Origin of the sequence: Oleidesulfovibrio sp. (genome assembly GCF_047973035.1) — a bacterium.
Classification (GTDB): domain Bacteria; phylum Desulfobacterota; class Desulfovibrionia; order Desulfovibrionales; family Desulfovibrionaceae; genus Oleidesulfovibrio.
In genome coordinates, this window is the sequence record NZ_JBKEBF010000004.1 from 31,519 (window position 1) to 52,881 (window position 21,363).

21 protein-coding genes are annotated in these 21,363 nt (G+C 50.4%); 10 read left to right on the plus strand and 11 right to left on the minus strand.

Annotated elements, in window-relative coordinates:
* Positions 1-70: 70 nt before the first annotated feature.
* Together hslU and argB are read left to right on the plus strand one after the other, a co-directional pair.
* Complete coding sequence (hslU, locus tag ACK5LI_RS00560) at positions 71-1,420, plus strand: ATP-dependent protease ATPase subunit HslU (RefSeq protein ID WP_416945681.1); 1,350 nt, start codon at positions 71-73, stop codon at positions 1,418-1,420.
* 20 nt (positions 1,421-1,440) lie between these two features.
* Complete coding sequence (argB, locus tag ACK5LI_RS00565) at positions 1,441-2,325, plus strand: acetylglutamate kinase (protein WP_416945682.1); 885 nt, start codon at positions 1,441-1,443, stop codon at positions 2,323-2,325.
* 69 nt (positions 2,326-2,394) lie between these two features.
* Here argB and pyrR read toward each other — a convergent pair whose 3' ends face one another.
* A complete protein-coding gene (pyrR, locus tag ACK5LI_RS00570; RefSeq protein WP_416945683.1) occupies positions 2,395-2,928 on the minus strand; it encodes a bifunctional pyr operon transcriptional regulator/uracil phosphoribosyltransferase PyrR in 534 nt (177 codons plus the stop codon).
* A gap of 197 nt (positions 2,929-3,125) precedes the next feature.
* Between pyrR and ACK5LI_RS00575 the strand changes: the two genes are divergently transcribed.
* On the plus strand, positions 3,126-3,446 hold the full coding sequence (locus tag ACK5LI_RS00575) for an IscA/HesB family protein (RefSeq protein ID WP_416945684.1): 321 nt from the start codon (positions 3,126-3,128) through the stop codon (positions 3,444-3,446).
* A 206-nt stretch (positions 3,447-3,652) separates the two neighbouring features.
* Positions 3,653-3,961, plus strand: a complete 309-nt coding sequence (locus tag ACK5LI_RS00580; RefSeq protein WP_416945685.1) for an IscA/HesB family protein — start codon at positions 3,653-3,655, stop codon at positions 3,959-3,961.
* Between the two features lie 120 nt (positions 3,962-4,081).
* Here ACK5LI_RS00580 and ACK5LI_RS00585 read toward each other — a convergent pair whose 3' ends face one another.
* Together ACK5LI_RS00585 and ACK5LI_RS00590 are read right to left on the minus strand one after the other, a co-directional pair.
* Positions 4,082-5,398 carry a CgeB family protein gene (locus ACK5LI_RS00585; RefSeq protein ID WP_416945686.1) on the minus strand — a complete coding sequence of 439 codons (1,317 nt, stop codon included), beginning with the start codon at positions 5,396-5,398 and terminating at the stop codon, positions 4,082-4,084.
* Positions 5,398-6,678, minus strand: a complete 1,281-nt coding sequence (locus tag ACK5LI_RS00590) for a glycosyltransferase family 9 protein (RefSeq protein WP_416945687.1) — start codon at positions 6,676-6,678, stop codon at positions 5,398-5,400. Before ACK5LI_RS00590 ends, ACK5LI_RS00585 begins: the two co-directional genes overlap by 1 nt.
* A 114-nt stretch (positions 6,679-6,792) precedes the next feature.
* Here ACK5LI_RS00590 and ACK5LI_RS00595 point away from each other — a divergent pair, with 114 nt between their 5' ends.
* From ACK5LI_RS00595 to ACK5LI_RS00620, 6 genes are all read left to right on the plus strand, one after another.
* Positions 6,793-7,470, plus strand: coding sequence for a precorrin-2 dehydrogenase/sirohydrochlorin ferrochelatase family protein (locus tag ACK5LI_RS00595; RefSeq protein ID WP_416945688.1), 678 nt, complete (start codon positions 6,793-6,795; stop codon positions 7,468-7,470).
* Complete coding sequence (locus ACK5LI_RS00600) at positions 7,457-8,281, plus strand: cytochrome C assembly family protein (RefSeq protein WP_416945689.1); 825 nt, start codon at positions 7,457-7,459, stop codon at positions 8,279-8,281. The genes ACK5LI_RS00595 and ACK5LI_RS00600 overlap by 14 nt, the downstream gene beginning before the upstream one ends.
* A gap of 3 nt (positions 8,282-8,284) precedes the next feature.
* Entirely contained in the window at positions 8,285-9,637 is a 1,353-nt protein-coding gene (gene hemA, locus ACK5LI_RS00605; protein ID WP_416945690.1) for a glutamyl-tRNA reductase, read from the plus strand.
* Positions 9,634-9,969 carry a hypothetical protein gene (locus ACK5LI_RS00610; RefSeq protein WP_416945691.1) on the plus strand — a complete coding sequence of 112 codons (336 nt, stop codon included), beginning with the start codon at positions 9,634-9,636 and terminating at the stop codon, positions 9,967-9,969. Before hemA ends, ACK5LI_RS00610 begins: the two co-directional genes overlap by 4 nt.
* 45 nt (positions 9,970-10,014) lie before the next feature.
* Positions 10,015-11,118: a tRNA lysidine(34) synthetase TilS gene (gene tilS / locus ACK5LI_RS00615; protein ID WP_416945692.1), complete on the plus strand. Its 1,104-nt coding sequence runs from the start codon at positions 10,015-10,017 to the stop codon at positions 11,116-11,118.
* An 80-nt stretch (positions 11,119-11,198) separates the two neighbouring features.
* A complete protein-coding gene (locus tag ACK5LI_RS00620) occupies positions 11,199-11,870 on the plus strand; it encodes an adenylate kinase (RefSeq protein WP_416945693.1) in 672 nt (223 codons plus the stop codon).
* Positions 11,871-12,047: 177 nt separating this feature from the next.
* Here ACK5LI_RS00620 and ACK5LI_RS00625 read toward each other — a convergent pair whose 3' ends face one another.
* The 8 genes from ACK5LI_RS00625 to ACK5LI_RS00660 all read right to left on the minus strand — a co-directional run bounded on the left by ACK5LI_RS00625 (position 12,048) and on the right by ACK5LI_RS00660 (position 21,253).
* Entirely contained in the window at positions 12,048-13,493 is a 1,446-nt protein-coding gene (locus tag ACK5LI_RS00625; RefSeq protein WP_416945694.1) for a TrkH family potassium uptake protein, read from the minus strand.
* A 15-nt stretch (positions 13,494-13,508) separates the two neighbouring features.
* Positions 13,509-14,906, minus strand: coding sequence for a Trk system potassium transporter TrkA (trkA, locus tag ACK5LI_RS00630; RefSeq protein WP_416945695.1), 1,398 nt, complete (start codon positions 14,904-14,906; stop codon positions 13,509-13,511).
* A 229-nt stretch (positions 14,907-15,135) separates the two neighbouring features.
* Positions 15,136-15,399 (minus strand): 30S ribosomal protein S20, encoded by a 264-nt coding sequence (gene rpsT / locus ACK5LI_RS00635; RefSeq protein WP_416945696.1) that lies wholly within the window; start codon positions 15,397-15,399, stop codon positions 15,136-15,138.
* 155 nt (positions 15,400-15,554) lie between these two features.
* Complete coding sequence (glyS, locus tag ACK5LI_RS00640) at positions 15,555-17,645, minus strand: glycine--tRNA ligase subunit beta (protein ID WP_416945697.1); 2,091 nt, start codon at positions 17,643-17,645, stop codon at positions 15,555-15,557.
* A gap of 13 nt (positions 17,646-17,658) precedes the next feature.
* Entirely contained in the window at positions 17,659-18,543 is an 885-nt protein-coding gene (glyQ, locus tag ACK5LI_RS00645; RefSeq protein WP_416945698.1) for a glycine--tRNA ligase subunit alpha, read from the minus strand.
* Between the two features lie 54 nt (positions 18,544-18,597).
* Positions 18,598-19,344 (minus strand): DNA repair protein RecO, encoded by a 747-nt coding sequence (gene recO, locus ACK5LI_RS00650; protein ID WP_416945699.1) that lies wholly within the window; start codon positions 19,342-19,344, stop codon positions 18,598-18,600.
* A gap of 12 nt (positions 19,345-19,356) precedes the next feature.
* Positions 19,357-20,301 (minus strand): RodZ domain-containing protein, encoded by a 945-nt coding sequence (locus tag ACK5LI_RS00655; protein ID WP_416945700.1) that lies wholly within the window; start codon positions 20,299-20,301, stop codon positions 19,357-19,359.
* 13 nt (positions 20,302-20,314) lie between these two features.
* A complete protein-coding gene (locus ACK5LI_RS00660; protein WP_416945701.1) occupies positions 20,315-21,253 on the minus strand; it encodes a SurA N-terminal domain-containing protein in 939 nt (312 codons plus the stop codon).
* Positions 21,254-21,363: the final 110 nt, after the last annotated feature.

Consider the following 21,363-nt stretch of genomic DNA (forward strand, 5'->3'; position numbering starts at 1 on the left):
CCGCCCGAATAAGACCGGAGCAGCGTTCCAAGCCATACTTACCGCCCTGCGGATGGAATAAGGAGTGAACATGAGCGTTCTTACGCCCAGAGAAATAGTCTCAGAGTTGGATAAATACATCGTCGGACAGGAACAAGCGAAGCGCATGGTCGCAGTCGCACTGCGTAACCGCTGGCGTCGCCAGCAGCTTGAACCGGCCATTCGTGATGAAGTTGCCCCCAAAAACATCATCATGATGGGCCCCACAGGCGTCGGCAAGACAGAGATTGCAAGACGCCTGGCCAAACTTTCCGCTTCTCCTTTCCTCAAAATAGAAGCAACAAAATTTACAGAAGTCGGCTACGTAGGCCGCGACGTTGAATCCATGGTTCGTGACTTGATGGAAATCAGCGTGAATCTTGTTCGCGAAGAAGAAAACCAGCGGGTAAAAACCAAAGCAGAGGCAGGAGCTGAAGAACGCCTGCTGGATCTGCTGCTCCCCCCCTCTCCGCAGGTGACTACTTCGTTTGATGCTCCGCAGTCCACAGAGCCTAAAAAAGACTCCACCCGCGACAAGCTGCGCACACTCTGGCGTCAAGGCAAGCTGGAAGAACGCGAAGTTGAAATGGAAGTAGAAATCCAGGCCGGCCCGCAAATGGACGTTATGACCATGCCCGGAATGGAAGAAATCGGCTCGCAGTTCAAAGATATGTTCAGCAAAGCGTTTCCTGCAAAACGTAAACGCCGCCGTATGAAAGTGCGTGAAGCATACGAAATACTCTTGCAGGAAGAAGCCGAACGCCTCATTGATCATGAAAAAGTCATCGAGCTGGCTCGTGAACGCACAGAGCAGACCGGCATCATCTTCCTTGATGAGATTGATAAAATTGCCAGCAGCCAGCAAGGGGGCAAATCGGCCGATATTTCACGCGAAGGCGTGCAACGCGACCTGTTGCCCATTGTAGAAGGATCAGCTGTAAACACAAAGTACGGCATCATTCACACCGACCATATCCTTTTTATTGGTGCCGGTGCGTTCCATTACAGCAAGCCGTCAGATCTGGTCCCCGAACTGCAGGGCCGCTTCCCCTTACGGGTAGAATTGACAGCTTTAGGGCAGAAGGAGTTTCTGCGCATTCTTACCGAGCCTAAAAATGCCCTGACCGTCCAGTATAAAGCACTGCTGGCAACAGAAGGGGTGCAGGTGGATTACACTTCCGACGCGCTTGAAGCCATTGCCGAATTTGCACAGGAAGCTAATCAGGAGACAGAAAACATCGGTGCACGCCGCTTGTACACCATTATGGAAAAAATTCTGTCCGACCTTTCATTCGAGGCACCGGACAGGTCGGGCGACAAGGTGACAATCGACAAAGAGTACGTACAGCAGCATCTTGCAGATGTTACCGCTAACAGGGATCTGACCCGCTACATTCTTTAAGCCGCTTCATGGAGGCTGCCGTGCAGAGCGATGCGTTCAAGTCAAAAGTTCTTATAGAGTCGCTTCCCTACTTCCGGAAAGTCCGCGGGGAAACCGTCGTCATCAAGTATGGTGGCAACGCCATGATCGACGAAAGCCTTAAGCAGGCTTTTGCGTTGAATGTCGTGTTGCTGAAATACGTGGGCATTAATCCTGTCATTGTACATGGCGGCGGACCGCAGATCGGCAATATGCTTAAGCAGCTGAACATTCCTTCAAACTTCCGTGAAGGATTGCGCGTTACAGACGATGCAACTATGGATGTTGTCGAAATGGTGCTGGTAGGCAAGGTAAACAAAGAAATTGTGAACCTGCTTAACCTAAGCGGAGCCAAGGCTGTAGGTCTTTCCGGCAAAGACGGGCAGCTTATCCGGGCACGCCAGATGGAAATGGTCATCAGCAAGGAAGCTCAGGCACCCGAAATTATCGACCTTGGCAAAGTCGGGGAAGTGACGGGCGTTGAAACTTCGCTGCTCAACAGTCTGCAACGGGATGGCTTCATTCCTGTCATCGCACCTGTCGGCGTTGACGAGGAAGGCACCACCTACAACATCAACGCCGACCTTGTAGCCGGTGCTGTAGCTGGAGCGCTGAATGCCAAACGCCTGTTGCTGCTTACCGATGTTACAGGCATTCTGAACAATGCTGGAGAGTTGATTTCTTCGCTGACCACTACCGAAGCCATGAAGCTGTTTGAAGACGGTACCCTGAAAGGCGGCATGCTGCCCAAGGTCAAGTGCTGTCTGGAAGCACTGGAAGAAGGCGTGGAAAAAGCCATGATCATTGACGGGCGAATTGAAAACTGCGTCCTTCTGGAACTATTCACTGATCACGGAATCGGCACAGAAATAACCAAGCAGGCATAAACACAACAAAAAAAGCGGCAGAAGACATCACTCCTGCCGCTTTTTATATTCTACTGCCTGCTGACAAAGTCAATTCTGCAGAAGCACCACAGCGTCTTCGCCATCACGTTCTGTCACCAACACGTTCACATGTTCGTCTCTGCCGGTATTTACCATCTTACCGACATAGTCTGCATGGATGGGAAGCTCACGATGGCCTCTGTCGACTAAAACAAGTAGTTCCACTCTGCGTGGTCTGCCGTAGTCCAGAATAGCTTCCAGTGCAGAACGGATTGTTCTGCCGGTAAAAAGCACGTCATCAACCAGAACAATTTCTGCTTCGTCCACAGAAAAAGGAAATTCCGTTTTGTTGATCATCGGCTGAGAATCAAGACTGGTCCAGTCATCCCTGTACAAATTGATGTCCAGACTACCCAGCGGAACTTTTTTACCCAGACGAGCACTGAGGACCTCACGCAGCCGTGCAGCCACATCCACACCTCGTCTTTGTATACCAACCAGCGCCAGTTTTTCACAATCGCCGTGGCGTTCGATTATTTCATATGCCAGCCGCTCAAGTGTTCTTGTGATTTCCTGAGCGGAAAGAATGCACTTTTTTTGCATAAATAGCCCTTCTGGTCTTGCGTTACCAACATTACGGCCCCATATGTATACCGTAACGTCTGGCAAGGCAAATTGCGTGCATATCGTTTGCAATTGACTTTTTGCTATTAATTTAGTATATTTATAAAACAAATACAGAGAAAAAAAAGTATTGATATTATCAATGCCCACCTTGTCTCACTTTGGAGGACACACCAATGATTACGCTTCTGGAAAGCGCCCATAAAGAACTAGACGCCTATTTTTCGGACAAAGAAAAAGCCTCTATCCGCATTTACCTTGCACCCGGCGGATGCAGCGGCCCCAGGCTTGCTCTGGCTCTGGACGAAGCAGGCGAAGCTGATAAAACTGCTGAAGCAGGCGGATACACCTTTGTCATGAACACTGACCTGCATCAGCAGGTAGGTAATGTGACCATCGACGTAACCTGCAGCGGCTTTACCCTTACTCCGCAGATTCCCCTGCCTGGAGGCGGCGGATGCGGCGGATGCGGAAGCTCCAGCAACTGCTGCGGCTAGCGCAATCTCCTACAGAACATCAAAACGGCCCGTTTCGGGCCGTTTTTTGTTTTTCATTAGTCTGAAAGACGTAAAGCATTCTGACATGTTGTCCGGATTGTTAGCTTACCGAGCTAGAGTTTTTATCTATAGGTTAAGCCCTTTCCATTGACAAACCTTGCTATGCCCCTTACTTGTTCCCCATACCAGAACCGTGGAGGAACGGAATGTTCGAACTTACCGATACCGCTCACAAGGAGCTGGAATCCTACTTTGCGGATAAAGAGCGTAGCACTATCCGCGTGTACCTTGCGCCCGGTGGCTGAAGCGGCCCCAGGCTGGCATTGGCTCTGGATGAGTCAAACGAATCTGACAATGTATACGAAGTAAAGGGTTTCACCTTTGCAGTGAACAAAGAATTGATGGAAAAGGCTGAATCCATCAAGATTGATCTCTCTTACATGGGATTTCAAGTTGAATCCGGTCAGCCTCTGGGCGGCGGCAGCTCTTGCAGCAGCTGCTCTTCCTGCGGCTAACAAATACCGCACTTCTGGCCCCCGTTCAGGGGGCCTTTTTTTATATTTCCTGCCCAAAAAACTCCGCACCAAACGGCGCGGAGTTTTTTGGGGATTATTATCCGACAGGCAGCTTGTTTACTACGAATACTGCTTCTTCCATTCTTCCAGAAACAATACCGCAGTTTCCAGCTCACTCAACTTGCCTTGCCGTTGCCTGATAGCCCAAGCAAGATCGCTGAATGAGGTATCATGCGGCAATCCAAGTTCGTTTAACAACTTACCTAGCCCTGCTTGCAGGTCTGCGGGTAAATCTGCGCCGGCACCCTCCGCAAACAGTATGTCTCTGACCTTCGGCCAGTTTTCACGACCGTTGCTGATAAAAGTCAGCAACGTCTGCATGCGATGTTCGTAGGTATGCTCTTTCAAAACCCTTTCACGAGCTTTGGCTACCATGCTCTGCCGCGCATCTTCATCATGCAGGTATTCAGCTATCAATTCATGCAGTTCTTCAAGCGACTCAAACGTCACCATTTCGTCGTAGTTAAAAAGTTCCGGCAAGAGAGCACGCTCGTCCACAAGCTGGAATGCACCACAGGCTGCCAGCTCAAAAGTTCTCGGGTTTACAAAGTCCCCTTTGCTGACAAGCTGCTCTGCCTGAACGCTGGAGTGCAGGTTAAGATTTATACGTGTCGCATTATAAATCGAGACTGCATCTTCTGGGGAAATTCTGGCTCCGCTCAGCTGAACATGCCGCTCAAGAAGTGTGTCTCCTTCCCACTCAGTTCCCCAAATTTTAAAGTCATACCCAGAGAATTGCCTGAAAGCGACCCGCCTGTTGGGGTAACCTGCTCCCAGAAAAGAAACATCTGCACCAAATTTCTTCCTGTCGACAGCACTGAGTGTCACGGGCTTATGAAAAGAAGGTAAAGCAGCCATTGGTAGATACAATGCACCTGTAACACCAATTTCTTCCAGCTGGGAAAGAAAGGGTTCGCGCTGGATAACGGCAAAGTAATCATAAAAAGGCGCAAATGCCCGCCAATAGGTAAACAGCCTGAAATCTTCCACAAACCACATGGCGGTGGCTACACCGTCTTTACGCAGCCGCTTCAACGCCTGCCTGCTTAACGGCGCCTGAGCGAGAGAAAGCACAAGATCCGGCTCAAAGGTTTCTACCTTTGCCAGAATAGCTTGAGAGATAACCTGCAGAAAACTGTTTTCCAGATATTGAAGGCGGTCTGTGGTTACCCGAAGGCCTTTAAGCGCAGTAAAGGCAGAATAAAAATCCGGAGCTTCAAAAACTTCCACGGTGTGCCCAAGGTTGCGTAGCGCCTGCACACAATAGTTCCCTACAGGAAGCGAGCCGCCATAAAAAGGCAGCACCACAAGCACACGGGCTTTTGTATTCATTCCGCCGCCAATCCCAGCCACATTCACATCATCACCAGAGAGCATCAGGCACCTCCGCCAGCAAATTCTGCACTATCGTCATACCCAAGCATCCAGTCACTTTCGCTGAAAATCATCTGAGCAAGTTCATGCGAATGATTTGACCCATCATCAAAAACACCAAGCATTGCTGCCGAAGAGGACTCAACTCCGCGGGAAAGATAGTCCGCAAGCAATAAACGCAGTTGCCTGCGGGCAGAAGCAGCAGCATCTTCTCCAAAAACAGGAAGGTAGGTGGTACCTACATCGTCAAGAACGCTTACCAGTCCCATCATGGCGGGAGGATATTCATCACCAAAACGCCCGGCCAGCACTTTCAGAAAACGTTCATCGGAGAAAGCGTTCAGACAGGCGACATTAACAGGGCAAGGTCTGGCCTCTTCGCAAGGCGTACACTCTACAATCCCCTGCCAGACACGATGCCCCATGCCATATGGACCCGTTTCAAAGCACCACGCAGAGGAAAGGAAAAACGACTGCACCGGTGTGCCCAGATGAGCAGCCAAATGCATGGTGCCAGTGTCCGGCGTGAGCAAGGTATCAAAAGTATCAACCACTTCTGCCAAAGCAGCATAGTCAGTTCTGCCTGCAAGGTTTTCCGTACGTTCAACCATCGGTCCGCTGAAGTGGCGTTGCACCTGTCTTGCCAGTGCGCTTTCAGCCTTGCTGCCCAACAACGTTATCTTCGGCCCGTCCAATCCTTCAAAAACGGCCTTAACACATCGGGCCAGCACATTGGGGGGTAAAGACCTGCGGGACTCCCGCCCTGCCAGCACAACGCCGATTCCGCCACCTTTTCTGCTGGCTATGGGGTTTACTTCTCCGGCAGATATAGGTCGAGACGCAAATCCAGCCCAGAAATCAACTAAATTAACAGGTGCAAGACGCCGCTTTTTCGTCCAGCGAAAAGCCAAACGCGGCCACTCCGGCACAACGGGTTGGCCCGCTTCCATCCTGTAGCCATGCACGCTTTCAGCATCAAACAGGGCTGAAAGCGCCATGCTGAGACGCGAAAAATTCAGGTTATACACTGCGTCAAATTGGATGCCGGCAAGCTTGCCAAAAGATTTTACATTACGGCTCAGCACATCTGTTGGACAGGTAGCGGAATGAACGGCTAGGCCGTGCACACAGGCAGCCGGATACACCATTGATGTCAAACTTTTTAATGAATCATCCACCGCTATGTGCACTTCATCAAACCGTCTCAGCAAGGTCAGCACAAGCCGCTTGGTCTGAATGATGTCGCCAAAACGGGCCAGCTGGATTACAAGCGCTTTTTTCATAACTACTCTTATGTTTTTGATCACTTTTCACTAGCGTATTCCGTAGTATGCAGCAAGGCTGGAAGGATATACTTTCTCCTTTTCCTTTAGAGCTCGGGATTGTATAAGGCAGCCATGCGATACTACCCGATGCTGTTTAATCTTACCGGTGCACATTGCCTTATAGTAGGCGGAGGCGAAGTGGGCAGGCGCAAATTGCAGGCTCTCCTGCCCTGCAGCCCGCAACAGGTTCTTGTCATTGACGCTTGTCCGCCTGCCGGAGAATGGCAGGACTTGCTTTCCGGCGGTACGGTAGTGTACGAATGTCGTCCATTTCATGAGCATGACGTAGAAGGGAAAGCGCTTGTTTTTGCCGCCACCGGCAGCGGACAGATTAACGCAACGGTAGCTGCGGCCTGCAAGGCAAAAGGTATCCCCTGTAACGTTGCCGATGCTCCGGAGTCGGGCAGCTTTACCGTTCCCGCCCACTTTACAAGCGGAGACATGCTGGTAACACTATCTACCGGAGGCAACAGTCCGGCTCTTTCAAGACGCATCCGCATGGATCTGGAAGAATGGTTCGGCAACCGATACACAGCCATCGCCGCTTTAATGGGACGCTTACGCCCAATGGTTCTTGCTCTTGGGTATGAGACCCCAAAAAATACAAAAATTTTCAGGTCACTGGTAAATTCTGATCTGTCGGAAATGCTGCGCCAAAAACGCAACGATGAAGCATCACTGCTGCTGCGGGAACTGCTTCCCGAAGAATTGCACAACAACATCGGAGAGTTGCTGAATGACCTTGGTTAAAGTTCTTACGCTTACAGTTATACATCTCTATGTGCTGGCTACATGTGCCGAGTTTTTCGGCCTTGCCACCCGTCGCCCGCGGATAACAAAAGCTGCCTCATGGATTACTGTTGCCGGTTTTTGCGCACACACCCTGCTTCTGGCCTACAACATCTTTGATTCTTCATGGGCAGAGATGACTAAAGGCAACTACATGCAGATGCTCTCATGGAGCATGCTGCTTATCTATTTTATCATCTGGTGGCGGATGCGCCTTGCATTTCTTGCAATTACCGCAGCTCCCCTTGCCCTGATTCTGTTCATTGCCTCACTTCGCATAACAGCCGTGCAATCAGCCTTTCCCGCATCGCTTTCCGGGCTTTTCTTCAGTCTGCACATCGGCTCGCTTTTCCTGAGTCTCGGTCTGATGACCATGGCATTCGGGGCCGGGCTGTTATTCATATATATGGATAAAAAAATCAAAAACAAAGACAAGTTGAGTGGTTTTGCCAAAGACATGCCGTCACTGAACGCCTTTGACAGAGTAAACCATGTAGCCGTAATGTCCGGCTTTCCGCTGTACACTATGGGCCTTGCCAGCGGATTTATATGGGGACGCATCGAATGGGGACGAGTAATCACTTGGGACCCCAAGGAACTCGTTTCACTTGTAGTGTGGTTCCTGTTCGCCCTGCTCTTTCATCACAGGCTTGCTCTGGGCTGGCGGGGGCGCAAGGCGGCAGTTCTTGCTGTCTGGCTTTTTGCCCTGACGGTATTCTCACTTGTCGGCGTTAATTACTTCATGCCCACACACCACAGCTTTCAGCAGTAGATCATGGATCAGGAAATTTACATTATCGGTCTAAACCACCGAACCGCCGACGTCGAAGTGCGTGAAAAATTCGCACTTACAGGATGCACTTCTCTGGAGCCCGCCATTATTCCCGTTGGCGGCAATATCAGCGAAGTGGTCATTCTTTCCACATGTAACCGTGTGGAAATTATGATTGCCGGTAAAGGCGACGAGATTCCCGAAACTGTTCTGTGCCATTGGGCAAACGCCCGCGGGCAGAACGCGGAAGACCTGCGCCCTTATGTTTACATTCATCGGGGTCTGGCAGCGGTTGAACATCTGTTCACTGTAGCCTCCAGTCTGGACTCTATGGTTCTGGGCGAACCACAGATTCTGGGACAGCTGAAAACAGCCTACAAAGATGCCGTCAAACGCAACAGCACCAAAGTCATACTTAACAGACTGCTGCATAAGGCATTTTCCGTAGCCAAACGTGTACGCACAGAAACTGCCGTTGCCTCCAGCGCTGTATCTATCAGCTACGCAGCTGTAGAGCTTGCCAAGCGCATTTTCGGTGAAATGAGTCAGTACAAAGCTATGCTCATCGGCGCCGGAGAAATGGCGGAACTGGCAGCAGCACACCTGATAAACTGTGGAATCGACAAAATTTATGTCGCAAACCGAACGTTTGAGCGCGGATTGGAACTTGCGAAGCAGTTTAACGGCGAAGCAATCCTTTTTGACGAGTTGTTCACGCGCCTCGCAGACGCTGACATCATCATAAGCTCCACAGGCGCGCATCAAGCCATCATACGAGCCAAAGACATTAAAGATATCCTGAAACGCCGCAAAAACAGGCCCATGTTCTTCATTGACATTGCTGTGCCTCGTGACATTGATCCGGACGTAAACAATCTGGACAACATCTACCTTTATGATATCGACGACCTCAAAGAAGTTGTTGAAGAAAACCTGTCACACCGGCGTGAGGAAGCAGCGAAGGCCAAGGCCATCGTAAGGGCAGAAACAGAGGTCTTCAGCCGCTGGTTGCGTGCACTGGACCTGCAACCTACCATTGTGGACATGTACAGCCGCTCTTCGGACATTGCGCAGGAAGAGCTGCAAAAAACGCTGCGCCGCATCGGCCCTGTAGATGACAATACCCGAATGGCATTGGAAGCCATGCTCAACTCCGTAGTTAAAAAGATTCATCACGAGCCTATCTGTTTCTTAAAACGCCGCTACGAAGAGGAAGACTCCGGTCAGCGGTACATAGATTTTGCCCGCAGGATGTTTAATCTGGATAATGAACCGGAGCACCTTGATGCGCATCCGGACAGGAAGCGCCCCATACCGGAAATCCCTGTAAGCTGTCCGGGAAAGGAAATTTTATGAAGCTCTACGTGATTGAAGACCTGACCGAAGAAGACATCAAAGCAGTTACAACCCGTTTGAAAGCAATGGAGTTGGGAGCCGGATTGGATGGTCTGTACTGGCTGCCCGTACCCGAGCAACACCTGAACGAAGTCCAACAGGGGCATCAAAAAAAATGCGGACCGTTTGCCATGGCTCTGGAAGTGCTGGAAGACAGTATGAGAATGGAGCTTCTGGTCAGAGCGCGCAACATGCTGCGCTGCGAATGCATTGCCTACGCACCGCCAGCGTTACAAACCCATATGACGGGCTATATGGATTCCCTGCTGTCCGAACTGGGAATTCAAGTTTAGTAAAAACTATCCATCGCCGCTCCGGAATATACCGGAGCGGCGAACTTGCTTTATAACTCATCACTCACCATGCCTACCGTATTAAAAAAACTCGCAGAGCTTCCCAAACGTTTGCAGGACCTGTCTCCCGCTCAGGCACACCTGTGTCTTGCCGTAGAAAGCTTTCTACTGAGCCAGATGGAGCAGCACGGTTGCATCTCGAATAAAGACAAACAGGCCGACTCTGCCCCGCTGCAAGGTCATACGCTTATCGCGGCATGTTCCGGTGGCGTTGATTCCACAGCGTTATTACTGATTCTGCATTATCTTTCCCCCCGACTGGGACACAAGCTGGCTGCAGTGCACCTTGACCACGCGCTTCGGGAAGAAAGCGCCGAAGACGCCAGCTTTGTAGCCGAATTGTGTGAAATGCTGGCAATACCTCTGCACTCTGAACGGCAGGAAATTGCAGCAAAAGCCGCGAGCGAGCAAACAGGGATTGAGGAAGCAGGTCGAAACGCACGCCATGCTCTATTCAACCAGCTGGTCAGCTCCGCAGAGAATGTCTGGATTTGTACAGGGCACCATGTCGGTGACTTGCAGGAAGACGTGTTGTTGCGGCTTATCCGCGGTGCAGGTTGGCCTGCTCTTGGAGGAATGAGTTCTGTTGACCCCGGGCGAAGGCTACTGCGCCCCCTGCTTGTGAAAAACAAGAACAAGCTTGTCGAATTCCTGGAATCGTTTGGATGCCCTTGGCGCGAGGATGCATCTAATGAAGACCTCTCCTTTACGCGCAACCGCATCAGAAAAACAATTATCCCTCTGCTACAAAAAGAGAATCCTGCATTCTCTGAAGCCATTTCAGACCTCTGGGAAATGGCAAACCGTGATGCGGCATATTGGAACCAAGCCCTTCCAGCCCTGCCCCCTGTAGAGGCAGGTACGATTTTTATCCCGCGTAACATGCTGTTAGGTCTACACGAAGCAGCCCGATTTCGGCTTTACAAAAAAGTATTGGATACAGTAGGTTCCGGCCAAGTCTTATATAGCATGTTAGTGAATCTTGAGCAGGCATGGAAAAACAATCAGGGTGGCAAGCGCATACAGTTTTCCGGTAACAAGCAGGCTGAAATCCGCTACGGAGGAATTATTTTCAGCGCAAAATCCTGACATAGCCTCTTTTTCTTCGATTGACAGGTGCCAAGCCTTCGAAGTATGACTTCGTGAAATAAATGACAAGGAGGAATGACGTGAATATACTCATTTTTGGCCCCAATGGCAGCGGTAAGGGAACACAGGGTTCTCTGGTAAAGCAGAAGTACGATCTGGCTCACATTGAGTCCGGTGCTATCTTCCGTGAACACATCGGTGGCGGTACCGAGCTTGGCAAAAAAGCCAAAGAGTACATTGACCGTGGCGATCTGGTTCCTGACGAAATCACCATCCCCATGGTTCTTGAAACTCTCAAGACCAAAGGCGAAAATGGCTGGCTGCTGGACGGCTTCCCCCGCAACATGGTGCAGGCTGAAAAGCTGTGGGACGCCCTGCAGGCCGAAGGCATGAAGCTTGATTACGTCATCGAAATTCTGCTGCCCCGTGAAGTTGCGAAAAACCGCATCATGGGCCGCCGCCTCTGCGTCAACGACAACAACCACCCCAACAACATTTTCATCGACCCCATTAAGCCCAATGGCGACAAGTGCCGCGTATGTGGCGGCGATCTGTCCAGCCGTGCTGATGACCAGGATGAAGGCGCCATCAACAAGCGTCACGACATTTACTACAATACCGAAGACGGAACTCTGGCCGCCGCTTACTTCTACAAAGATCTGGCAGCGAAAGGTGTTACCAAGTACATTGAGCTGAACGGCGAAGGTGACATCAACTCCATTAAAGATACCCTTCTCGCCCAGCTTGCATAACGTTACTGCTACGTTGCATTTAAAAAGCCCTTGCTAATTGCGAGGGCTTTTTTTTATGCGCACAGCATAAGGCGAAAAGCACAAAAAAGTGCGCTTGAACTGGATAAAGATGACACCAGCCAAGCGCACGGGTACTCAGTTACGTAGCTGATTCTAACCCTGAAAAAGCACTAATCCTTACTTACGCCAGAACTCCGGAACAAAAAGGATAAACACTGTATATATTTCCAGTCTTCCCAGAAGCATACACAGGGTAAGCACCCACTTGGCTGCCACTGGCAGGTGCGCAAAGTTTTCGGCAGGGCCGACAGTTCCTAACCCAGGGCCGATATTGCCGATACAAGCAGCCGTTGCCGAAAACGAAGTGAGAACGTCCACTCCCATAGCTGCAATCAGGACAGATGATAAAATAAACAGCCCGATATACAGAACAAAAAAACCCAGAACACCAGAAAGAACTTCCGCACGAACAATATGCCTGCCCATCTTCACATGTGAAACAGATCGGGGGTGAATAAGCCGGAAAACTTCGTGGTAAGCCTGTTTAAGTAATAGCAAAACGCGCATACATTTTATTCCGCCGCCAGTTGAACCCGCACACCCGCCAAGGAAAGTCAGGAAAAGCAGAACAGCCATGGTAACGGGTGCCCACTGTTCATAATCGGCGGTAGCAAAACCAGTAGTCGTACAGATCGACACTACCTGAAACGCGGCGTGCCGCAACGAATCGCCAAACCCACCGTAGTTACTGCCATACACAGCAAATGTAACTATAAGAGTGCAGACAACCACGACCGCGGCATAAAATCGGAATTCTTCATCTTTCAAAAACGCTTTCGGCTCTCCCAGAAGCAATTTAAAATGCAACGAAAAGTTTACGCCTGCAATAAACATAAAGATGATAATAACTGTCTGGATATAAGCGCTTTCATAGTGGCCTACAGAGGCGTTCTTGGTTGAAAAACCACCCGTGGCCATGGTGCCGAACGTATGGCAGATGGAATCGAACAAATCCATCCCGCCAAACAGTAAGAGGACTACCTGCAGCACAGAAAACAACAGATAAACCTTCCACAAGGCCATCGCGGTATCTTTAATGCGCGGTTTCAACTTGTCCGGAACAGGGCCGGGAACTTCAGCCTTATATAGCTGCATGCCCCCTACTCCGAGGAAAGGCAGAATAGCTAATGAAAGAACGATAATCCCCATCCCTCCCAGCCAGTGGGTGAGGCTACGCCACATCAAAATGCCACGAGGCAACGCTTCGATGTCGGTAAAGATTGTAGATCCGGTAGTGGTAAACCCTGAAATCGACTCAAAAAGAGCATCGCTGAAGACAGCAAAACCGCCAAACCAGAACGGCAACGCTCCGGCAATGCCCGCCCCAAGCCATCCCAGCGCAACAATTGCCATGCCTTCACGATGGTTCAGAAGAGTTTTGGAACGCTCGTTAAAAAGCAAAACAAGTCCGCCACCAGCGGCTAGAGTGGCCGCCATGGAGAATAAAAGAGGCAGGATTCCCGCGTCACCGTAGTATAGTGAAAACAAAAGCGGAAAAGACATGGTCAGGCCAACAGAGCACAGCAACGCTCCGATGACATACAAAGTATACTTGATGCGCATTAATTACCTGCCCTGCTAGTAAGCCTTAAGCTTGACCATCAAGGCCTGTTCCACATCTGAAACAGCTTGTCTGGTAGACAGTATAAGAATCCTGTCCATTGGCTCAATCACAGTATCGCCGCTGGGGATTACAACATCGTCACCGCGCACCATGGCCAGAATAAGCGCCCCTTTCGGGAAGCTGAGCTTATGCAGTGGGGTCCCCACAACTTCCGACTGTTCTTCAGCAAGCGCTTCCATCACTTCAGCCTCTTCGCCCCGGATAGCTACGGAGGAAAGAACCTTACCCTTACGGATGTAATGCAGAATACTATTAACAGCAGAAAGACGGGGGCTGACAGAATGTTCAATGCCGATGGCCCGTACCAACGGTTGATAGGCGACTTTGTTTATGCGGGCAACGGTCTTACGTACCCCCATATTCTTGGCCAGCAGGGAACACAGAATATTTGTTTCTTCGTCCGAAGTCAGGCTGATAACAGCATCCATTGTTCCTGCATTTTCTTCACGAAGCAGGTCCTGATCGGTACCGTCACCGTACAGCACCAGAGTCGAATTCAACTTCTCGGCCAGAACACCGCATCGGGCTTCATCCTTATCTATCAGCTTAGTATGATACCCTTTTCGCTCAAACAGGCTGGCCAGACGCATGCCTATATTGCCGCCGCCAATGATAAGAGCGCTTTGAATCGGGTCTTCCAAGGCTGCAACTACACTTCTCACAGCTTCAAGACTGGATTCCGTACAGACAAAGTACACTACGTCGTCTGCCCGAATTTCATCCATACCAGTGGGAATGATCAGCTCATCATTTCTGACGATAGCCGCAATAATTACATCTCCATCCGGCACAACGGTACGAAAATTCATCAGCCGGATGCCGGCAAGCGGACCGGAGCAGATGCGCATGCCGACCATACGGATGCGTCCTCCGGCGAATTCGCTGTAGTCTACTGCCCCCGGCAGCGAAAGCAGGCGGTCAATATTTTTGACAACCTCGACTTCCGGATTGATAAGCATGCTAATATTCAGAATATCTTTAGCTAACGCATCACGATACAACGAATATTCTTCGTTTCGTATACGGGCAAGCTTAGTAGAGTCAGGGGAGATGATATTGGCAAAAAGGCAGGCAATAATGTTGATTTCATCACTGTCTGTAACGGCAAGGATAATGTCTGCCTCCTCAGCCCCTGCATCGTGCAGTACAACCGGACTGGAACCAGACCCTTGGATAGTCTGAACATCCAGAGCTTCAGCAACTCTTTTTAACGCTTCCGGCTGCTGGTCAATCACAACAACCTGTTTATTTTCACGGGTCAGACGCTGAGCGATATGATAGCCCACCTCACCAGCACCGATAATAATAACCTTCAGCTGTTCCGCTTTAGGCTCTTTTTTAAACAAGCGCATTCAACAACCTGCTCTGAAAGTGAAACACAAAGGGGCATCCTCCTTCAACTACATCCAATGGTCACTAGCAAAACAGCAGAAGCAGTTCAACCACTACTAACCAGTTGACAGCACTTAATAACGGCTGCCGGACCAAATTGTACCGCAAAAAAGGAAGAAAAGAACTATGAACAAAAAATGCCCGTCACCGAAGTGACGGGCAATATCTGCGTAGTAAACGACCCGAAAATTATTCGATGCCGTCAACAGCTTTGCTGAGACGCGAGATCTTACGGGCGGCGTTCTTCCAGTGAATAACGCCCTTGCTGGATGCTTTATCCAGCACGGACATAGCTTCGGTCAGTGTAGCCTGAGCCTGCTCTTTATCCTTCTCCGTAACAGCTGCGCGAACAGATTTGATAACGTTCTTGATACGGGTTTTAACAGCGCGGTTACGTGCGGCTCTTTTGACACTCTGCTTGTGCCGCTTAATGGCAGACTTATGGTTAGCCAAGGGATTCCTCCAAAAAAGGGCTTCTATGTGAAAAATATTTTTTTGACCTACTGGAACACTGGGGAACGAGTCATTTACTGCCAAGCCCCCTGTCTTGTCAAGCCTGACGTGCTATTTTTTTACACGCAGGCAAACATATTCCAGAGCCTGACAAATTACATCTGCAATGCGCTGAAATCCGCAAGGCGCCCAAGGCGCTGCACAAGAGCCTGCAACAAGTTCAACCTGTTACGACGCAGTGCGGGATCATCACACATTACCATTACACTATCAAAAAACGCATCTACAGAAGGACGCAATTCTCTGAGCAAACCAAACAACGCTTCAAAATCATCATCAGCCCACTTCGATTCAAATCCGGGGGCCGTATCTTCGATGGCTTTTACCAGTTGTTTTTCTGCATCGTCTTCAAGCAAGGCGGCATCATACCTGCCATCAAGCTCTACTCCGACTTCCTGTCCCTGCTTGCGGATAATGTTCGCCGCACGCTTGAAGGTAAGCACAGCCTGCCCGAAGTCTTCAGCCTTGCTGAAAGTATTCAACGCAGCAAGTCTGGCCCCTGCAGCCCACACATCATCAGAGCCTGCATGCAAGGCAGCTTCGACAAGCAGTGTTTCGTAACCTTGAGATACGAACAGGTTTTTAAGACGAAGCGTAAAGAATTCCTGCAATTTCTCTGCTGCCTCAGCCGGCTGCAACTTCCAGTTACGTTCGCCGTAACCTTCCTGAGCAAGACGGAACAACTCTTTCACATCAAAACGCAGGTTCTTTTCCAGCATAATCCGGGCGATGCCCAGTGCGCAACGACGCAAGGCATACGGATCAGCGGCACCGGTGGGGATCATGCCCAAGCCGAAGCAACCTGCGAGAGTGTCGGCCTTATCGGCAATGGAAAGTAGCGCACCGCAGACCGAAGCGGGCACAGGACTGTCTGGGCCGGCCGGCAGGTACTGTTCGCTGATGGCTGCGGCAACGGTTTCGGACTCGCCTTTACGCTGAGCGTAAATACTGCCCATAATCCCTTGCAACGAGTCAAACTCGTAAACCATTTCAGAAACAAGATCAGCTTTGGACAAGCGCCCTGCTCGAGCGGCGTCTTCAGCCTGCGCAGGAGCCACACAGGAAGCAAGCCAACGGCACAGCTTTTCCAGCCTGCGGGTTTTGTCACCCATGCTGCCCAGCGGGGCAAGGAAGATAACATTGTCCAGCTTGGCAAGCCACGTATCAAGCTCCGCGGCAAGATCGGCTTTCCAGAAGAAACGGGCATCTTCAAGACGTGCTCTCAGAACACGCTCCCACCCTTTCTGCACCAGAGCCATATCAACGGGAGTCATATTTAGCACAGTCAGAAAATGCGGAAGCAACTTGCCGTCTTCTCCGGCTACACCAAAGCTTTTCTGGTGGCTTTCCATACTGGTCAGCAGCACCTCTGCAGGCAGCTCAAGAAATGAAGGATCAAAGCTGCCAAGGCACGGCACAGGGTGTTCACAAAGTCCCTGAACTTCATCAAGCAACGATTCTTTCCAGAGGACTTTGCCTCCGGCAGCAGCGGCAAGAGCATCCCCGCCCTTGATAGTGATCTCGCGGCGTTCTGCGGCAGCTAATGTGACACTGCACTTATCGCGAACAACAGAAAAATATTCTTCTGCAGAAGCTACTTCAAAGGGACCTGCGCCATGAACTCTATGACCATAGGTCAAATTACCGGACTGCATCTCGGCCACAGCAAAAGGTACGACATCAGCGTCAAACAACGCCAGCATCCAGCGCAGCGGACGACCGAAAGTAAATTCGCCGCTGCCCCACTTCATTTTCTTGGGAAAGGGAAGCGCAGCAACAATATCCGGACAAACTTCAGCAAGAATATCCTTTACCGGTCGGCCACCCATTTTTTTGCGCACGGCAAGGTATTGGCCCTTATCAGAAGTAAGGGTAAATACGTCAGCCATTTCCACGCCCTGCGTCTTTACAAAACCCAGAGCTGCTTTGGTAGGATTACCTTCAGAATCATAGGCAATACGGACCGGCGGACCGGAGACGACTTCTTCAGATTCGCGCTGAACAGCTTCAATATCTCTGATGCAAACCGCAAGACGTCTGGGGGTCGATTCAGTTTCAATAGCACCAAAGCCCACGCCGGCAGCCCCGAGCGCAGATGTAAAACGATTGTTCAGCTCCTGCTCCAAGCCGGAAAGAAAACGGGCAGGCAGTTCCTCTGTACCAATTTCAAGTACAAAAACAGACATGTGTATTCTTCCCCTATCCTTTCCTGATTCCGGTATTGAGCATGGGGTATCCCATTTCTTCACGCTGCGCGGCATAAAGACGTGCAACGGCAGATGCCAGAGTTCTCACTCTGCCGATGTAGCCGGTGCGCTCGGTAATGGAAATCGCACCACGCGCATCAAGCAGGTTAAAAGCATGAGAGCATTTCAAGCAGTAGTCATACGCAGGCCAGAGAAGCTTTTCTTCGCACAGTCTGGCGCATTCCTTTTCATACGCATTGAAAAAGTTCAACAGCATTTCTGCATCACTGGTTTCAAAGTTGTATCGGGACATCTCCACTTCATTCTGATGATAAATGTGCCCGTAAGTCACTGTGTCGTTCCACATCAGGTCGTACACGGACTCTTTTTCCTGCAGGTACATACAAAGACGCTCAAGGCCATACGTAATTTCAACGCTGGTGGGGCTAAGATCAATACCACCAACCTGCTGGAAGTAAGTGAACTGAGTCACTTCCATGCCGTTGAGCCAGACTTCCCAGCCAAGCCCCCATGCACCGAGCGTAGGCGATTCCCAGTCATCTTCAACAAAGCGGATATCATGCTCAGCCGGATTGATTCCAAGAGCCCGCAAGCTATCGAGATATAACTCCTGAACATCGTCCGGAGAAGGCTTTAAAATAACCTGAAACTGAAAATAATGCTGCAGGCGATTGGGGTTTTCACCGTACCGCCCGTCGGTCGGACGTCTGGAAGGCTCAACATACGCCACATTCCACGGCTCAGGTCCGATTACCCGCAAAAAAGTGGCGGGGTTGAACGTACCCGCACCGCACTCGCTGTCAAACGGCTGCTGAATGGCACAGCCTCTTTGGGCCCAAAAATTTTGCAGCGTAAGGATAACATCTTGAAAGTTCATGATTTTCCCCTGTACAATATAAGAATACATCTAACGGCTGCCGAGAGTAAGGCATTAAACTTTTCGAAAACGCCCTTTATCCCAAACAAGGCCTACATGGTATTGAATAAACGCATCAACAGCACGCCCCCACTGCTTCCATCCTTCAGGAGAAAGCGGGATTGCGTTCCACAAGAGCGGAGGATTCTCCTGCACAAATCGAACGGCGTCAAGGGTTTCAGCAGACATCTTAAGTCCGCCTGTGTGCGGACCGGAATGTTCAGCGCATAAAAACACGCCGTCACGAGGTAAAAAGCGTGTTTCGACGCTATCTGCCAAAGGCTGACCACATGTACCACAGCGCAAAGGATCAATCCGGTAGCCCTGATCAAAAGCAAGTCTGCCGCGGAACATCACCGGCAGAATGTCCGGTACAGCGTCTGATTTTTCAAGAAACTCCAGCATTCCGCAAGTCAGATCATAAGCGTCTTTAGCACCTTCACGGCCGACACCCATTGCCTCTAAAAATTTAATACAGTTTGCGGCAAGCCCCATGCGTCCCCAGTCGGAACGCAACCTCGAAGGCCCGTTCAGCAGTGTTCCCTCATCAAGACAAAGGTATGTTCCGCGTTTACCGCTGGAAACTTTAAGAAGCACATGATTCAGAGCATCAAGGCAGCCGCAAAATCTCTTGCGGCTACGGCAGCCACCAAAGGCAAACGCCGTAACAATACCTCTGGATGGAGACAAAAAGCGGACCCATAAGTCCGCTTCTCGAAATCTTCCGGTGCGAAGCACCAAGACCTTTTCAGTAAAGTCCATAATACGCAGTCACTACTGCGGAAAGTGCAGAGTAACAACCTCTCCGGGCTTTGCAGTCACAGGAACAACTTTACCATTCAAAGCCAAAGCGACACCGCCCCCGTTCCCCAGTTTAATGACCAAAGAGTCATCAAACCGGAAAATAAAAGACTTGCCGCTACGCAGAAACAGCTCCTGATCACGGGCATCATCAATACGGGCTTCAATCCAGCAATCAAGAGATGCTGTAACCCTTAATGCCTGAGTACCGCTAACTGCGGCAGGAGCCGGAGCAGAGACAGGCACAACAGGTGCAGCCTCGGGCTCTTCCACTACTGCGAGTTCCTGAACAGATTCTGCAACTTTTCCATTTTGAACCAGTGTTTCAGCCGTAGCTTCAACAGCTTCTGAAGTTGGCTCCACTGCACTTTGCGGTTCAACTGATGCAGGTTGCTCCGCTTCCGGCGCGGAAGGGAGCACAACATTACCGGTTTCGGTTTCAGGAGCAGCAGCATCAGCCGGAGCAGCTTCCGTTCCCGAAGAATTTGACGCAGCCCCAGCAGGCTCATCAGCAACTTCTGCCTGAGAGTTTTCAACAGGGGTGGCAAACTTTGTATACGCCACGTAGCCACCCGCCCCCAGCAAGGCAATTACAAGAATTGCAATAATGACAGGGGCAAAATTTCTTCTGGGTTTTACGATCAACTGCGGAGGCTTCGCGTGTTCCTCCTCGTCAGAAACTACGAGTTCGCGGTCTACAACAACTCCGGCTTCCTCAGGGTCCATTCCCAGCAAGCGGGCATACGTTTTTACAAACCCTTTTGCATAAACCGGATGAGGAAAGTTATCCTGCTTACCCTCTTCAATGGAAGCCAGAATACGCGCAGCAATCTTGGTACGCTTTTCGGCGTCCTTCAAAGAAATACCGCGGGCCTCACGTTCCTGCCGCAGCGCTTCGCCCAGTTCTTTCAGAGTCATCACGTCTCCTTACCTACAGGCGGATATCAACAACCGCCCGCTCACGAAGCTTACGGGTGTATTCTTCAAAACGTTCTTTCAAAAGCGGCTCACGAAGCTTTTCCTCGATCTCTTCAGCCACTCCATCAACCGGCTTGGCAGAGCCTTCCGTCACGTTGTCAACATGCAGATAAGCTGCTCGTCCGTCATACTCGATTTCAGAGCCGATACCGCCAGCAGGCACACCTTCGATAGACTGTCGCCAAGAGCCGATAAGACTGCTCCATTCCAAAGTGCCAATGGAGCCACCGCCAACAGAAGGACCAATAGAGTACTTTTCCACAGCTTCCGCAAAGCTCATCTTGCCGTCACGGACGTCCTGCAGAACAGCAGCCGCATCAGTATTAGGAGCAAAAACAATAAGGCTGAGCGCTACGGATTTATCCTGCATATATTCGCTCTTATGCTCATTATAGTATGCTTCGATATCCTGACGAGTCACTACCACTTTTCTGCTGACCATGAAAGAAAGCAGCTTCTGGCGCATGATATTATTAGCAATCAGGCCACGATAAAAATCTATATCCTGACCTTCTGTCCTCAGTCTGGCTTCAAGCTCTTCTTGCGAAATCTGCATCCGTGCGAGCAACGACCGAAGCTCGTTATCAATGGCTACCTCGTCTGCAAGCAGATTGTAGCGTTTTGCTTCCTGCACCATCAACTGGTCAACAATCATTTCTTCAAGAGTCTCGGCCTCAATCTGGCGGATAGCTTTGGCATCTGCCGGATCAAGTGCGCTTAACCCTGCACGGTGCAGTTTGGAAGAAGCACGGGCCTGAAGATCATATTTGGTAATAATATCGCCGTTTACCACAGCAACAATTTTATTAATCACAGATTCTGCACTGGCCTGTGGCACCGCAGCCATAAGCAACAGTACGATAACAATGCAGTATTTAAAAAGGCGCAGCAAGGATTCCTCCTGAAATGCTCTGATTAAAGGGCAGTTAGTACAATACACAACCAACCGGATGTAATATCTTTCGCGCAGCATTGCAACGAGAAGCCAATACGCGGCCATGA

Excerpts from the sequence above, each read along its gene's own strand:
- hslU (WP_416945681.1), top strand. The coding sequence starts at position 71 with ATGAGCGTTCTTACGCCCAGAGAAATAGTCTCAGAGTTGGATAAATAC.
- pyrR (WP_416945683.1), bottom strand. The coding sequence starts at position 2,928 with ATGCAAAAAAAGTGCATTCTTTCCGCTCAGGAAATCACAAGAACACTT.
- ACK5LI_RS00575 (WP_416945684.1), top strand. The coding sequence starts at position 3,126 with ATGATTACGCTTCTGGAAAGCGCCCATAAAGAACTAGACGCCTATTTT.
- ACK5LI_RS00585 (WP_416945686.1), bottom strand. The coding sequence starts at position 5,398 with ATGCTCTCTGGTGATGATGTGAATGTGGCTGGGATTGGCGGCGGAATG.
- ACK5LI_RS00590 (WP_416945687.1), bottom strand. The coding sequence starts at position 6,678 with ATGAAAAAAGCGCTTGTAATCCAGCTGGCCCGTTTTGGCGACATCATT.
- ACK5LI_RS00595 (WP_416945688.1), top strand. The coding sequence starts at position 6,793 with ATGCGATACTACCCGATGCTGTTTAATCTTACCGGTGCACATTGCCTT.
- ACK5LI_RS00600 (WP_416945689.1), top strand. The coding sequence starts at position 7,457 with ATGACCTTGGTTAAAGTTCTTACGCTTACAGTTATACATCTCTATGTG.
- hemA (WP_416945690.1), top strand. The coding sequence starts at position 8,285 with ATGGATCAGGAAATTTACATTATCGGTCTAAACCACCGAACCGCCGAC.
- ACK5LI_RS00610 (WP_416945691.1), top strand. The coding sequence starts at position 9,634 with ATGAAGCTCTACGTGATTGAAGACCTGACCGAAGAAGACATCAAAGCA.
- ACK5LI_RS00625 (WP_416945694.1), bottom strand. The coding sequence starts at position 13,493 with ATGCGCATCAAGTATACTTTGTATGTCATCGGAGCGTTGCTGTGCTCT.
- trkA (WP_416945695.1), bottom strand. The coding sequence starts at position 14,906 with ATGCGCTTGTTTAAAAAAGAGCCTAAAGCGGAACAGCTGAAGGTTATT.
- glyS (WP_416945697.1), bottom strand. The coding sequence starts at position 17,645 with ATGTCTGTTTTTGTACTTGAAATTGGTACAGAGGAACTGCCTGCCCGT.
- glyQ (WP_416945698.1), bottom strand. The coding sequence starts at position 18,543 with ATGAACTTTCAAGATGTTATCCTTACGCTGCAAAATTTTTGGGCCCAA.
- recO (WP_416945699.1), bottom strand. The coding sequence starts at position 19,344 with ATGGACTTTACTGAAAAGGTCTTGGTGCTTCGCACCGGAAGATTTCGA.
- ACK5LI_RS00655 (WP_416945700.1), bottom strand. The coding sequence starts at position 20,301 with ATGACTCTGAAAGAACTGGGCGAAGCGCTGCGGCAGGAACGTGAGGCC.